Source organism: Mucilaginibacter aureus (genome assembly GCF_053514885.1).
The window spans coordinates 421957-437796 of record NZ_CP170601.1; the positions used below are offsets into that span (position 1 = coordinate 421957).

A 15840-nucleotide genomic window follows, 5' to 3' on the forward strand; every position below is an offset into this window, starting at 1 on the left:
ACTCTTATCTATTGTAATAACAATTTCAGGCTAAAGCCAAAGTTAGCGAACGATGTTTCAAACGCCTGTGAAGTATAAGGCTTGGTGATGGTTGAATCGTAAAACAAGCGCATGGTAAACCGTTTGCTCAACGCGTAATCAACCGAGGGCCTTACGGCGATATTGTTTGAACCCGACGATACCTCTGCTCCCGTTACATCGGCGCGATAGATGAGCGTTTTGGTATCGTTGATGGAGAAATCGAGCTTAAAGTTCATATCGTTATTCAACTGCAAATTTTGGAACATCCCAAACGGGAACCTGAAATGCGTGGTATGGTAACCAAAGCCAAACACCAGGTTACTTTCGTTTTGCAACCCTAACTGGCTGTTTGATAAGCTAAGGCTGATGCTGCGGCTTTGCCTGTACTCGATATTGGCCGACATGGTATTATGGAAACGCATATCCACCCCAATCAACGGCACAAACTGCTCAAATATGGCTATCTGCGAAAACTGGTAGAACGGTAAAAAGTCTTTATTTACATCGCGCGAGTTAACTGCGCCGTTTACCTCGCTGTATTGCTGCAGCGTATTAAAGCCGTTAACGTTATAGCTCGAGCGATAGCCGTGCCTTAATTCAAAGGCATCAAAAATATCGGCCAGGAACGGCAAATGACTCAGGCCACGGTAGCTGATATCCCAGTTAGGAATAGGAATATTAGGGAAACCGCTTAACGATGAACTGCCCGGGTTTTTACCGGTATAAGCCGATAAAAATGAAGCTACCAATACATCCTGCGAATTAGGCCCGTAGCCATCGGCATAACCGTTTGTTATGGCACCTGTTGAGTTAGGGTTGCCCTTACCCAACCGCTGCGATATTGTAGGACGGTTATCTAAAAACTTTTGGAAGGTAGCCGAAATATTGTTGATACCTGTCGGTTTTTGAAACGCCGTAGCCAGCGTAAGGTACGATATGGTATAATCGCCGGTGGTTAACGGACTTAAGTTTTCAAAACTATTACTGCTACTTAAATATTTAAAGTTTGTTTGGTAATTCATATTGCGGGTTTTAGTAGCCAGCAACGTGATCTGCAGATCGCGGAAAGGTTCAACCGTGGCTTTAAAATCCATGTGCTCCGTTAACGAGGTGATGTACAATTGATTTTGCAGCGTATCCCTGGTTATCCACCCGCCTTCTAAAGCTTTCGCGCGTATATCAGCCTGGCTGCCTAATAAAAAGCCTATGCCCGGCGCATTGTAATTAGGATCGGCACCGAAAAAATTGGTCGTAGGCAGGTAGCCGGGTAAAAATGTACTTTCGGTACGGGTATAGGTACCGTTAACATTTTTAACGCTGGTTAACAAGCCCAGTAAAAAGTCGCCCGCTCCGCCGCCGCTGTTAGGGTCGTTGGCTTTACGTAAAAACTTAAACTTATTATACAGCGAAACCATGTTCAAACTTGGGTTAAGTTGTATGGTACGGGAGTTTTGTATACTGTTACCTATGTTAAATGCCGGGTCGGTCAAGGCAAACTCTGGTGCGGTTTTCCATTCAAAACGGGCGCTGTAACGCGATGTAAGCGCTACCCAATCCATGCCGGGGATCTTATTCAACGGCACGTTATAGGTTAAATTTAAATTATGCCCGTAATCAACAGTGCGGCCCAAGGATTTCAGATTGCTCCACAGCGTGTCCTTTTTCAAGCCATTGATACGTCCGGCCGGCTCGTCAACCACCGAAAGGTTGCTCGCGTCAATATCCAGTGTAAGAGATTTGGATAAATTCCAGCTGATACCGTAAACCCGGGTAATTAAAAAGTTTTTATTGTATGATGTAAGCGGGTTGCTGCCATCGGGGTTTAACGGGATAGAGTTATTGGGATCATTATTCCGTAACGTATTTTCTGAATAAAACCTGTTTAAATTAATACTGAAGTTGATACGCGATGGCAGCAGGCTGTAGTTAAAATCGCGAAACAGCGCCAGCATATTACTCTTAATAATTTTTTGGAACGGCGAATAATACTTAGGCTGGTTGCTGTAGTTATAAGCCAGGGTAAAATTATAGGTTTTTTGCAAAGCGTCGGCCACGGTATAGTCGTGATGATCAACTTCGGTATAGGCGTAACTGGCACTCAGATTCTCCACATCCCAAACATGGGGTTTTGCCGCCGGATCTGTTTTTGATTTGTGTACATTGGTGAGGTTGATGCTCTTGCGGGTAGTTAAGTCTACCGCTTTTGATTGTAGTGTAGCAACCGAATCGCGGGCGGTTTTGGTAGTGGCGCCGGCAAGTTCATCCGTTAGTTTCAGGTCGGGCGCCGATGGGTCGTAAACCGGTGTGCTCGATTGCGATGACACATCAATATATAGCGGGATATGTAAACCTGTTTTAGCCGGGAAGAACTTACCCAACTCCATATTGGTGGCAATATCATAATTGTGACTTTCTGTTAAACTTTGGTTGCTCACTGTTTGATCAAGCGAACCAAACCCCGCGGTAGTTTTACTGCCCGATACCGTTACATCGGCAAAGTCGGCAAGCTTGGCGTTAAACCTTGCCGTAGCTGCCCATCCGCCGCTTTGGTCAAAATCGGTTAAGCGTAATTCATCAAACCAAACTATCGCGCCTTTATCGGTAGCAGCGGTAGTTATCGGGTTACGTATACCCAGCATAATATCAGCTAACTGGCTAATATCCGGCTGGCCCTTAATGGTTACCCCATTATAGGTAAACGGCATAGTTATTGGCCATGGCTTGCCGTTATACAAAGCGTTATTGCGCCTTATTTTGGCATCGGTAAACCGCGACAGATCAATATCCAGGTTATTTTGGCTGGGCCATATCCCTGCCGCATCGGTGGTGCCGGCTGTGGTTACCTTTAGCGGGATAACATACTCGTAATAGTTATCTACATAATCAACACCCAGCCTGATGAAGGCGCTCACATCGTTATCTTTTAATATCTGGCCGGGCAATGCTTCGGCATGGATAAACATCTGAATGTGTTTGTATTTGCGCAAATCATTATTAAAGATCTTAAAAGCCGCGCGCGAATAGCCGCTGCGCAGGGTATTTACCGTTACCGATAACGACTGCTCGTTCAACTGCGTATTGGTGGCCAGGTTATTATAATCTTTTTGCCTTTGTATGCCCGGCGGCAGTACATAAGGTATTGGGGTACGGTTACCGTTTTGCTCAATATTTACAGTTGCAACGTTAACTGTAGAATTATCCAGCGGCGGGTTAGGTATCGATGGATCGGCGATGACGTTTAGCGGGTTATTTTCGGCATTAAATACACGCCAGTCGCCACGCACCAGTTGTATGGTAGCAAAACGCAGCACGGTGGTATCGGCAAAATTGGTTAAAAACATGCGCATAAAGCCGATGGATTTAAAATCCTGTATGTTACCGGTTTTTGACTGATAACCGTTAATAGGGATGCGGAACTGGTACCAGTTCACATTTTGCGTGGTTCCGTTAGCCAGCTTAACCGAAGCGGTGAGTTTATCCGAAATAAAGTTTTGCCCAACAACCATGTCGGCCTGGCGGATAGATACTTTGTATTGAAAATACTCATCGGCAACGCTCATGGTATTATCATGGCTCAGGTCTTCACCATCGGGTGTTGAGGTTGACGCTGAGGTTTGGATACCTAATTCCGCTTGTGATTGTTCTGATGTTTTTGAGTTGCCGTCGGTACCGTTATACCGGCTGTAACGCTCCAATATACCTGCCTTAACCGCATCTAAAGCAGGTGTGCGGTAATATTGAAAATCATCACCCGATGGATCAGCAGCAAAAACATTACCAGCCTGTGGGCTTAAAGTAGCTTTTACCTGGGCTATAATGGCTGCGTACTGCACACGTTCGTCGGCATCGTTAAGGCCGTCCAAACCAATGTCCTGTAACTCGCGTGCGGTTGGATCATTATCAAACGATGCAACTACCGGCTGCAGTTTGGGTACACGCCCCCATACCGTATTGTCAACTTTAGTCAGATCGCCGTCAACAGGCAAGCCATTTTCCAGGCTCTTGCGTCCGTCCTTCAATATATCTTCGGATATACTGCCCAGGTTAAAATACAGATCGCCGCCGGCAGTGGGGGTGTTATTGTAGATAAACGGATCCATTACCCAAAACTCAATGTATTGCACATTGAGCGCTTCAAAGTTGTTGGTGTTCAAGCTTCTGAATATCCCGCCCCAGCGGCTGCGCGGATTTTGCAAAGTGCCATTGGTATTAAGCCCCGTAGTAGTAAAGTTGTACGGCCCACGCACATTTGGATAAAAAGCCAGATCGAGCGTTGGTAAAGGCAGCGGCGAACCGGTTATTGATTGCTTATACGGAAAAACCTCCTGCTCAAATACCTGCCTTACATAATGGTTAGATAGCTCGGTTGATGCATTGTTTAGCGGCGGTGGACTGCCGTTATAAAATATCGGGTCGATATTGTAAAAGGCCAGCCTTGCCCGGTTATAGCCATAACTCAGATCGTTATTTAGTTGCGACTCGGGGAACAATTGCGGCGTGCCCGAAATTTGCCAGGTAGTGGCGCTTTTAACATCGATAATAGAACTGGTGTTCTCAAAATCGTCAAGATATGATGTACCGTTGGCGCCTGCAAAGTTGAGGGCGCTTGGGTGGCCGGGCACCAGTTTGGCAAACTCGGCATTAAACGTTACCGACGATGGCGCTTTAGTGGTAATGAACGGGATCTTATCTACCAGCCTGGTCAACATCCGCGAATTGGCGTGGTAGTTAATATCAAACCCATAAATTGTATTGGATACCGGCTCATCGCCAAGGCTGATGTTTTGAGTGAGCGGCTGCTCGGATAGGTGCATAATGGTTGCACCCAGTTGCAGCTGATCGCTTACCCGGTAATCAAACCTTGAACCCATCAGTGATTTTTGCTGTACGCCAAATAAAGCGTTGTTCTCCACATTAATGGTAATGGGTTGCCCCGATGCCAGCAAGGCGGAGTTTAAGATGCGGATACGGCCCGCATTGTAATCGACAGTAAAATCCACACCTTCAACCAGTTTAAGGTTACCCGATGTAGCGATAACCGAACCTGCCGGGATGTTTACCGCATTAAGCTGATACTCTGACCCCGACTGCGAAGTATAGGTACCTTTGATGACAAAACGGTTAAATTGCGGAAAGTACTGCTGCGCCGATGTTTTGATAGAATCGTACAAAGGCTGATAAACGTAGGTTTTAGCTATGGTAGCCTGTTCGGCCGGTGTAAACCTGGCATTCAGGTCGGAGCCGAAAGGTTCAAGCACCGGGAACATGATACGCCCGTTTTGCGAATCGATAGTGATACCTTCCAAAAAGTCGAAATAACCATCGGGCTGTTTCTGATTTTGCTGATTAAGGTTATCCAAACCCGTAACCTGCAGCCATAACTTGCCTTTAATGTTCTGCCCTTCATCCATTAAAGGCTTCTCAATACCGGTGGCATTATCAAGGCGGGTAATACTGAGGTTAAAGTTATTCGGACTGATACCGAATGCACCCAGGGTATAGATGTTTTTCATCATCAGCTTCCATGTAGGCAGGCGGGGCTTCAGTATCTCATTCTTTAACAATTTGGTGTATAAAACCTTGGCGTTTGCCGGGTCGACAGGTATATCCGATGCAAACTCACCAACCTGGTATTGTACACCGTTATAGTTATATTGGTAAGCAACAGACAGTACTTCGTTATTGTTTAACGGGTAGTTTAACGAGATATAGCCCAGCTGCGGGTGCAGGGTATACTCTTTGTTTGTGAGTTTACGCGCGTAAGTTAGCTTGGCGTAGTTATCTGTGGCGCCAGTGCCCTGGAAATACGCTGCAACGGCGGTCGAATTGGTTTGCCTCGCTGCCGCCGGCAGGTTTGCCAGCAAGTTGTTTGATTGTTGCGTAAACGTACCCGGCGCACCGTTAAAGCCTGCAGGCAAACCCGAAAAACCGGCACCACCTTGTATCAGGGTGGTGTTGTAGGGCTTATTTTCGCCCAGATCCATCAAAGCCAGGATATCGCGCGAATCGGTAGTGCTATTACTGGTATTGGTTACCCACACCTCAATTTTGGTGATATTGATATTGGAACTGATGATGGGAATATTAGCCAGCGCCTTGTTGTAGTTATCGCGAAAGTACTGCGATAAAAAATAGTGTTTATTAGCCTCATAATCCGACGCCTGTAATTTGAACGGCCCCGTTTGCGATTGGTTGGTAATGGTGATCTGCTGCGATTGCGAACGTTGTTGCGACAGGATGCTCGTCCACTCCAGTTTACCGAATTTGAGTTTGGTTTTTACCCCAAATAAAGCCTGGCTTCCGCGGATGAGCGTGGTGTTTAAAGGCATACTCACCGTACCGGCCTCTATCTTCTGGATGATCTCGTCGGGTTTACCCGTATAATCCAATTTTACCTGGTTCTCAAACTGAAACTGCGCATCAGTATTGTAATTGGTATTGATCTTTAGCTTATCGCCGATGTTACCTGTTAAGTTCATCTGGATATGCTGATCGAAATTAAAGTTATACTGCGTACGCTGCGTGGTGTTGAACAGCGGGTTTTGATTTTTATTGATCTGCCCTGCAAAAACCATTTCGGCCGAGCCCTGCGGGCGGATATCGATCACATCGCTGCCAAAGATCCTTTCGAAGGTGCGGCTTTTTACCTTGATCTGCGGGATAAAACCCGGTTGTTGCGAAGCATAGGCATAATTATCAGCCAGTTTTTTCCAGTAGGCGGTTTGATCTTCGCGCTGCTTTAGTTCCAGGTATTGCGAAAAGGTGAGATATTGTACCGGGCGATATAACAGATCACCAACCTTTTCGGTGATGACGTAACGGTTGGTGGCAACATCGTATTCGATCGTCCGCACCAGGTTTGGCGGGTCAGGCTGAAATAAACCTTCGCGCGCCTTATTGTTATTCGAACGTTTAAGATCGACCGGGTATTTTACCGTTGAGGTATCTTTATGCAAAACGGAGCCCGCTTGCGCAAAAAGCTTTGCGCCACTGCACACCATTGCAATAAGTACTATGCTGAAAGCGACCTTTGGGGTAAAGATATTGATCAACTGCTTTGGTAAATATTATTCCGTAATTATAAGCTTTTAAGCGCAACTTTTATTAGTTGCTCAACAGTTAAACTATCATTTGACGACTTTATTGCCTGATCAATAACCTTCTCTGCATTATTTTTAACAAAGCCCAGCATAACCAATGCGGCCAGTGCTTCGTCTTTAACGGTGTGGATAACCGGCATAGCAGTTAAGGTATCAGGGCCATCTTTTTTAAGCTTATCCTGCAACTCTAAAACCATACGTTGGGCCGATTTGGGGCCGATCCCTTTGATACGTTGTATCAGCGGAACATCGCCTTTGATAATGGCTGTTTGAATTTCGGATGGAGTGATGGAAGACAAGATCATGCGGCCAGTATTCGGACCGATACCCGATACAGAAACCAGGTGCAAAAATAGCCTGCGCTCACCCTCATCAATAAATCCATATAACGTATGCGCATCCTCTTTTACGTGCATCCACGTATAAAGTTTACAATTTTCTTTATCGCCAATACCCGAGTAGGTATTTAATGATATATTGATATGATAGCCAACACCACCGGCATCAATCACCACATAAGTTGGGCATTTAAATACCAGTTTACCATTAATATACGCGTACATATTTGTTATTGAGCTACTTAGATGTTATGATAGTTATTACTAACGCACCTGTAAATTACACAGAATAACTTAATAACCCGATAACCAAAATGTTAAATTTTAATGGCTTGTTTTTAGATGAAAATGTCCTCCGTTAATCAGGATTACAGATCCCGACCAACGTGGCAAATGGTCTTATATCTTGACTATTTACCATTGATTTGTTTTTCAATTGAGTAAATGAGCTCGCTACCGCTCGGTTCTTGCGTCTATTTTACAGCTATCGCTTCCTTTTCCTGAGCGTCGACCACCGCGATGGTAACCATGTTCACAATTTCGCGCACCGAACTGCCCAATTGCAGGATATGCACCGATTTCTTCATCCCTAAAAGTATCGGGCCAACCGCCTCTGCTCCACCCAGTTCCTGTAACAGCTTGTAAGCAATATTACCCGACTCTAACGTTGGGAAGATCAGCGTATTGGCCGGCTCGCCTGCTAAGGTTGAGAACGGGTAGTTGTCCTGCAACAGGTCAGGATTAATGGCAAAGTTGGCCTGCATATCACCATCCACCACAATATCAGGGCATTGACTATGTAAGATGCTCACTGTTTCGCGGGTCATTTCTGGTATCGCGCCCTCATTCGAGCCAAAGTTTGAATAGGATAATATCGCTATACGTGGTTTGATGTTAAACTTACGTACCGATTTATCCATCAATACGGTAATATCAACCAGATCCTGTGCGGTTGGGTTTACATTAACCGTGGTATCGCCAAAAAACACCGGGCCTTTTTTGGTGATCATCATATACATACCGGCAACCTTTTTAACTCCCGGCTCCGTGCCTATAACCTGCAGGGCTGGCTTTACGGTCGACACATAGTTTTTGGTTAAACCCGATATTAAGGCGTCGGCATCGCCAAACTGCACCATACAGGCGCCGTAATAGTTACGGTCGCGCATCAGTTTTTTAGCCTCGAACAGGGTTATCCCCTTACGCTGACGTTTGTTATATAAATGGTCGGCGTATTTGCAGGCGCGTTCGCCGGTATCCTGGCGCGGGTCGATGATCGTTACATCGCCTAATTGCAGGTCGTTTTCGAGCATGATCTGTTTGATCCTGTCTACGTTCCCCAGCAATATCGGGATAGCGATCCCTTCATCGATCACGATCTGTGCCGATTTCAGTATCTTATAATTATCCGCCTCAGCAAAAACCACACGCTTCATGTTCGATTTTGCCTTATTGGCAATGTTTCTCAATATCTTGTTATCCGTACCTAAACGGGCTTTTAGCTCATCCGCGTAAGCATCCCAATCGGTGATTTGCTTGCGGGCCACGCCGCTTTCCATAGCCGCTTTGGCTACCGCCGATGACACTTCGGTTATCAGCCTGTTGTCCATCGGTTTAGGGATGATATAATCCTTATCAAAGTGCAGGTTTTTGGCGTTATAGGCCAGGTTAACCTCTTCGGGTACCGTTTTTTTGGCAATGCTGGCTATAGCATGTACCGCCGCCAGTTTCATCGCTTCGTTAATGGTTGTTGCCCTTACATCAAGCGCCCCGCGGAAGATATACGGGAAACCTAAAACGTTATTCACCTGGTTTGGGTAATCGCTGCGGCCCGTTGCCATAATAATGTCCTTACGTGCTTCAACCGCTACATCGTAAGCTACTTCGGGGTTAGGGTTCGCCATGGCAAAAACTATCGGGTTTTTCGCCATCGTTTTGAGCATTTGCGGGGTAACCACATTACCTGCCGAAAGGCCGATAAACACATCGGCATCTTTCATGGCATCGGCCAGGTTATGTACATCGGTACGTTTGGTGGCAAACATCATCCTGATCTCGTCAAGGTCGGTACGCTCCGGATTAATCACACCGTTGATGTCCAGCATCACGATATTTTCGAGTTTAACACCCAGGCTCAGGTACATCTTGGTACATGATACCGCTGCGGCACCCGCACCGTTAACCACCATTTTGATCTTGTCGAGTTTCTTTTTCTGCAGCTCACAGGCGTTGATCAACGCTGCCGATGAAATGATGGCCGTGCCGTGCTGATCATCGTGCATTACGGGGATATTCATCTCGGCTTTTAACCTGCGCTCAATTTCAAAGCAGGTTGGCGCGCTGATATCTTCCAGGTTGATCCCACCAAAAGTTGGCTCAAGAGCCTTTACGATATTCACAAACTCGTCTACATTGGTCGTATTAACCTCCAAATCGAAAACATCGATATCGGCATATATTTTAAAGAGCAAGCCCTTACCTTCCATTACCGGTTTACTGGCTTCGGGGCCAATGTTGCCCAAACCTAAAACAGCGGTTCCGTTACTGATAACGCCCACTAAATTACCTTTAGCGGTGTATTTATAAACATCATCCACATTGGCGGCAATGCGCAAACATGGCTCGGCAACGCCGGGCGAATAGGCTAACGAAAGGTCGCGTTGAGTATTGGTTGGCTTGGTTGGTATTACCTGTATTTTACCCGGGCGCCCTTTCGAATGGTATTCGAGCGCATCGAGTTTACGATTGGTCTTGTTCATTTTTTTTCAGAGCTCAGTTAAAGCGTACAAAAGTACAATTCTTTTTGAGCCGAAGTATAAAATAAGTTACCCGCCCGCCGGGCATTATCATTTTCGCAATCAAAAATCAAAGCAGGGGGGAAATTGTCGGTATTTTTCGATAAGTCTTCGGCACTCAATTATCAAATTCGCAATAACCTATAGCAACGATGCTAACACATCCTTAACCACAATCACTTAAAGATAATCATTTTCTTTCAGTTTTAAAAAGAAAATCCGCCATAATTGTTATACTTACCCTACAATTACAGCCGATGAAAAACCAGTTATTTGCCATCCTATTAACCTTATTTACCACGCTTTGCTACGCCCAAAACCCCAATATCACCAAACTCGAAAACAATAATTACAAGGTTCGCATTCTGCCCGCAAATTTTCGTTACGAAAGAATGAGCCAATCAGGCGATCTGCCTGATAACGCGCGATATTGGGCGGCCTGCCTGAGCATGATCATCAACTATAACGGCTTAAGCGTTTCGCAGGCAGATGCGGCTACTTTAGGTACCGGGGTTTTAAACGCAGCTACGCCAAACAGTTGGGGCAGGGCTGCACATATTTTTTGCGATGAACTTACCCTCGATGAGGACGCCCTTTTTGATCAGTTATCAGCAAACCGCCCGCTGATCGTAACGCTGCGGTCGGCCGATGGCGAGGGCAGAGCCAATATTATTGCCGCCATGACCTACACTATAAAATTCAATAGCCAGGGGGAGCAAACCGGCATCACGCCTACTACGGTAACCTTAGTCGACCCCGGTACTTCATCACAATCGCAAAGAGTAGTCAACTGGACTGATTTCATTATCAGTGTCAATACCCTTTACAGCGTAAAAATTTCTTTTAAGTAAACCCTACATATAGTACTGATTGAGCTAAGTTACGCTACACATAAACCTGGACCAGTAATCAGTACAATTAAGATGCATTGTTAATGCCGGCTGTTTGCTGATGGTAAATTGCTTCTAACGCCTCTGTGTGCTTAATCAATAGATCCAATTGTTCTTCGTCATAAGTCGAAAGCAGCGCCTGCACCTCCATCGCCAGGGCTGTATAATGGATTTTGGCGTTGGTATGTTTTTCGGGAAGAAAACTAACGATCACCTTCCTGCGGTCAACCGGGTCATGGCTCCTTTTTACAAACCCGGCTTTTTCAAGCCGGTCAATCACATTGGTTATTGCCCCGGTGGTCAGTCCTGTAGCTTTTGCCAGGTTGCCCGCGGTGGAAGGGCCCATTTCCTGCAAAAAATCGATGCATTCGGCGTCGGTTACGTTCAAACCTATGCTTTTGGCTACAAGGTGTTGAAATAATAAGGTGGTACGGGTATACTTTCGTATAGCCCACATCAGTTGGTAAATAGATTCGGGGTGGTCAGTTGACGGCATGTATTTTTTTAGACTTTTTATGCAAAATAATCAGCAGGGATACAACCAATACAATGAGCACCATCTGCCCATAATGATCCTGCTTGTTGGCTAATGTTTGGTTGTATCCAAATACCAGTTCGGCGCAAAGCAAACCGGTAACAACCGCAAATCTATCAATATTGTTCCTGATCGCCATCAGCTTCCATTTATTAATGAGGGTAAAATAAATAATAACGATAACAAGGCCCGCCGGAACGGAGATCCATAAACTAACCTTATCTTTCACAAATACTGATGCTATTCCTAAAAACCACAACACCCCTGCGGCAAATGTGATAAAAGCGATCAGCCAGAATGAATATACAGGCTTGACTACGTTATTTTTTTCTGCATCAACCTGCTTTTGTGGTAATTTTAAAGCCAGAGTAATAAGTAATATCACAATGACTAAGCAAATCACAACCAGGTTTAACGCCGCCTGGAAAACAAGCAGTTTTACAAATAAAGCATGAAAGGCAACACAGATCAATAGGTAAATACATCCAACAACCCAAAGTACCGGCAAACTAACCCAGGGCTTGTCGCGATCTGCGGAATAGATCTCTTCGCAAAGCAATATCGCGCCGGTCATACCCCAAAAACAATGGAAGCCGGTTAAATACTCGGCCCACACCCAGTTAACGCCCCATGCACTTCCATAAGAAATATTCAGATTAAGAAAGTGCGGGTTAAATATGGACTGCAGCGCAAGGCCTTCTTCTATAATACCGTATGCCAGGCCCAATAAAATGATCGTTGTCCATCCCAATCCCATCCTGCGGGTGATCTCTCGCACCAAAATAACCCCTGACCCATAAAAAAGAAATTGCGGCAGCAATTGTCCGATCCGGCTTAACGGTGTCGATCCAATTAATAACTCTGCCATCACAGTTGCGGCAACAACCAGCGTAAATAACTTTAGCCAGCTTGTTTTAATTTTTTCTTCAAACATATGCTTAGGTTTCATTTATCTTAATAATAAAGTATCTTAATAATCAAGATAAATCAAAGTTATGCATATTTTTTACATTCCAAACTTGTTTCAGCTTTTTTATACGTGGGAATGGGAATGTTTACAGGCAACAAAACGGAATGGTTTCGCTGTACTGGTCTAAGTTAGGCTGCGTTAAACTTAAATCAGTATCGGACTTGCGCTATGATTAGTAGAAAAATAAGAAAATCCGAAATCGAAATTCCGAAATCCGAAATCACTTATCCCTTCGTGATCTTCAGCGTCATCCCTGGTTGCAAATGTTCGCCTTTCAGGTTGTTGATGGATTTGATCTTTTCGATGGTGAGGCCGTCAAACTTTTCGGCTATGGCCGATAATGTATCGCCCTGGCGCACTTTATAAGTAATAAAGTTGCGGCCCGTTTTTTTCGAGACGATCGAAGCGGCTCTTTCTTCCGAAGCCGGCGGAGCGGTTAAACGCAGTTCGGTGCCGGTAGCTACTTTGCTTTGGCTCAAATGGTTCCAGGCTTTTAGCTCACTTACTTCCATGCCAAATTTATCGGCTATCGAGGCCAGGGTTTCGCCTCTTTTTACCCGGTGCGAAGTTGGTATCTCCGGTGTCGATTCCTGTAATTTCCTTTTGGCAGGTGTTTCGTTAATGCTGGCGCGTACCGGCTGAAACTGATCGGAAGTAATGTTCGGATCGTTCAGTGCATCATATAATAAAGCAAAACTGGCTTTATTGATCTGCGGGATAACCAAACGTTTTGGCGCAGCATCCGTTCCGTTAACGATCTGCATTTTGTATTGCGGGTTCAGCGCGGTTATCTGCCTGGTGTCCATATTCAGCACCTTCGAAATATTGGCCAGCGATACAAATTTGTTCACCAGCACAGTATCGGTTTTAACAGGCATATCGCAGGTGCGTGGCATAATACCATGCCTGTTGTAATTGTTCATTACATAAGCTATCGCAATGTAAGCAGGTACATAGTTACGTGTTTCGGCAGGTAGGTATGGGCGTATCGACCAAAAATCACTTGCGCCGGCTTTTTCAATAGCACGGGTAATAGCACCCTTACCGCAATTGTACGACGCTATGGCTACCAGCCAGTCGCCAAAATCAAGGTAGGCATCTTTAATATAGGCGGCAGCAGCATAGCTGGCCTGTATCGGGTCGCGGCGCTCATCAACATAGTTGTCAATGGCAAGGCCGTATAACTTTCCGGTGGCAAACATAAACTGCCACGGACCGGTTGCGCCTACGCGCGATACGGCATAAGGATCGAGCGCTGATTCAACTACCGATAAATATTTGATCTCTTCGGGGATACCCGCGTCGCGAAAAGCTTTTTCGTATATCGGGAAATAGTATTTTGCCAGACCCAATACACGGCTCATTTCGTCCTTACGGGATGTGTAGATATCGATATAACTTTGTACGTATGCGTTGTAATCAAGCGGAATTTCTTTTTGAATAGAATCCAGGCGATGCTTAAACGTAACACTCTGAAATGATGAACCAATAGTTACCACAGGTAAAATAGTGGTGTCGCGATGGTTGCTGATCAGTGCCGATGAATCGGCTTTGTGTTTTAGTGAGGTGGTATTTAAAAGGTCGGCTTTTGCAACGTGGATGATCACCAGGCAGATGATAAAAGTCGATAATTTCTTCATGCTTTAATTTTTCGAGTTTTTACGGCCAAAGCCACACTTTAGTTACCAAATACTAAGATACTAATTTTTAGCAAGTTCCAACACATATTTGGAAAAACTGAATAAACCACTTTCGTTAAACGATTTGGTTATTAACTGTAAAGCTAACGGCAAACCTTTGCTGTTATTGCCTAAGGGTATCGAAATTGCCGGTATACCTGCTAAAGATGCTTGTACCGTAAAAATGTCTTCAAGATACATTACTATCGGGTCTTTTATAATTTCGGCAATGCCAAAGGCGGGTGTAGGCACTGTTGGGGCCAGTATAAAATCGTATTCCTTTAAAATTTCGAGGGTTTTCTCCTGTATCAGGCGCCTTGTTTTTTGTGCTTTGGCGTAGTAGGCATCATAATATCCCGAGCTTAAAATAAATGTGCCCAGCATAATACGGCGCTTTACTTCTTTACCAAAACCTTCAGAGCGCGATTTTTTGTAGGTCGACTCCAGCGTAGTGGCATTGTGGCTGCGGTAGCCGTAGTGCACACCGTCATACCGGGCCAGGTTTGATGAGGCTTCGGCCATGGTTAAAATGTAATAGGTTGGTACTACATAATCCATGTATTTAAACGAAACCGGTTCAACTATGTGCCCGTCGGCCTGCAGTTTTTCAATGTATTGCGATAACAAGGTTTTGATCTCGGGATCCACCCCGGGACTTGTAAGCGCTTCGCTGATATAGGCAATTTTCTTTTTGCCGGTATCGCTTAATTGTTGCGTATAAGCCGGAACAGGCACGTTTGCCGATGTGGCATCATAATCATCGGCACCGGCCATTATTTCCATCAGCAGGGCCGCGTCGTCAATAGATTGTGTCATCGGGCCAACCTGGTCAAACGACGAGGCATAGGCGATAATGCCATAGCGCGATACCCGGCCATAAGTAGGTTTTAAACCAACGATACCGCAAAACGCAGCAGGCTGCCTAACCGAACCACCGGTATCTGTACCGATAGCCGCATGGCACATACCGGCCTGCACCGCAACGGCTGCACCACCCGATGAACCTCCGGGAACTTTGGTGTGATCGGCAAAGTTTTTAACCGGGCCAAAGTACGAGGTTTCGTTCGAGCCGCCCATGGCAAACTCGTCGCAATTGGTGCGGCCTATAATAATGGCGTCTTCGGCCAGCAGGCGTTCAATAATGGTAGCCGAATAAACAGATCTAAACCCATCCAGTATTTTAGATGAAGCGGTAACCTGGTGATCCTTGTAACAGATATTATCTTTTATGGCCAGCACAATGCCGGCTAACCGGCCAGCTGTACCTTGTTTGATCTTTTCGTCTATAGCATGCGCGTAAACCAACGCCTCGTCATCGTAAACTTCGTTAAAAGCATTTAAATGCTCGTTTAACTTAATGTTGTGCAAGTATCCTTCAACCAGGGCAGCAACAGTAATTTTACCTTGTTGCAGATCTGATTGTATGGCCGACAAAGTGGGATATGATATTGTCATGCAGCGAAAATAAAAAAACTTATGGTAGTACAACTATAAAAACGCCCGCAAGATAGG

General features: G+C 45.3%; 8 protein-coding genes. 1 reads left to right on the forward strand and 7 read right to left on the reverse strand.

The window, feature by feature from the left end; genetic code table 11:
- Positions 1–8: 8 nt before the first annotated feature.
- The 3 genes from sov to ACFGVR_RS01840 form a co-directional block, all read right to left on the reverse strand.
- Positions 9–7073 carry a T9SS outer membrane translocon Sov/SprA gene (gene sov, locus ACFGVR_RS01830; RefSeq protein WP_448700730.1) on the reverse strand — a complete coding sequence of 2355 codons (7065 nt, stop codon included), beginning with the start codon at positions 7071–7073 and terminating at the stop codon, positions 9–11.
- A gap of 26 nt (positions 7074–7099) precedes the next feature.
- The gene (gene ruvA / locus ACFGVR_RS01835) at positions 7100–7684 is read right to left on the reverse strand and encodes a Holliday junction branch migration protein RuvA (RefSeq protein WP_448700731.1); all 585 of its coding nucleotides are present in this window, start codon (positions 7682–7684) and stop codon (positions 7100–7102) included.
- A gap of 248 nt (positions 7685–7932) precedes the next feature.
- Positions 7933–10218, reverse strand: coding sequence for an NADP-dependent malic enzyme (locus tag ACFGVR_RS01840; RefSeq protein ID WP_448700733.1), 2286 nt, complete (start codon positions 10216–10218; stop codon positions 7933–7935).
- 293 nt (positions 10219–10511) lie between these two features.
- On the opposite strand from ACFGVR_RS01840, the gene ACFGVR_RS01845 reads away from it, so the two are divergent.
- Entirely contained in the window at positions 10512–11105 is a 594-nt protein-coding gene (locus ACFGVR_RS01845; protein WP_448700735.1) for a hypothetical protein, read from the forward strand.
- Positions 11106–11172: 67 nt separating this feature from the next.
- Here ACFGVR_RS01845 and ACFGVR_RS01850 read toward each other — a convergent pair whose 3' ends face one another.
- From ACFGVR_RS01850 to gatA, 4 genes are all read right to left on the reverse strand, one after another.
- Positions 11173–11640: a MarR family winged helix-turn-helix transcriptional regulator gene (locus ACFGVR_RS01850; protein WP_448700737.1), complete on the reverse strand. Its 468-nt coding sequence runs from the start codon at positions 11638–11640 to the stop codon at positions 11173–11175.
- Positions 11627–12628 carry a hypothetical protein gene (locus ACFGVR_RS01855; protein WP_448700739.1) on the reverse strand — a complete coding sequence of 334 codons (1002 nt, stop codon included), beginning with the start codon at positions 12626–12628 and terminating at the stop codon, positions 11627–11629. Before ACFGVR_RS01855 ends, ACFGVR_RS01850 begins: the two co-directional genes overlap by 14 nt.
- Before the next feature lie 245 nt (positions 12629–12873).
- On the reverse strand, positions 12874–14289 hold the full coding sequence (locus ACFGVR_RS01860) for a LysM peptidoglycan-binding domain-containing protein (protein ID WP_448700741.1): 1416 nt from the start codon (positions 14287–14289) through the stop codon (positions 12874–12876).
- A gap of 60 nt (positions 14290–14349) precedes the next feature.
- The gene (gene gatA / locus ACFGVR_RS01865; protein ID WP_448700743.1) at positions 14350–15783 is read right to left on the reverse strand and encodes an Asp-tRNA(Asn)/Glu-tRNA(Gln) amidotransferase subunit GatA; all 1434 of its coding nucleotides are present in this window, start codon (positions 15781–15783) and stop codon (positions 14350–14352) included.
- Between the last annotated feature and the right edge of the window lie 57 nt (positions 15784–15840).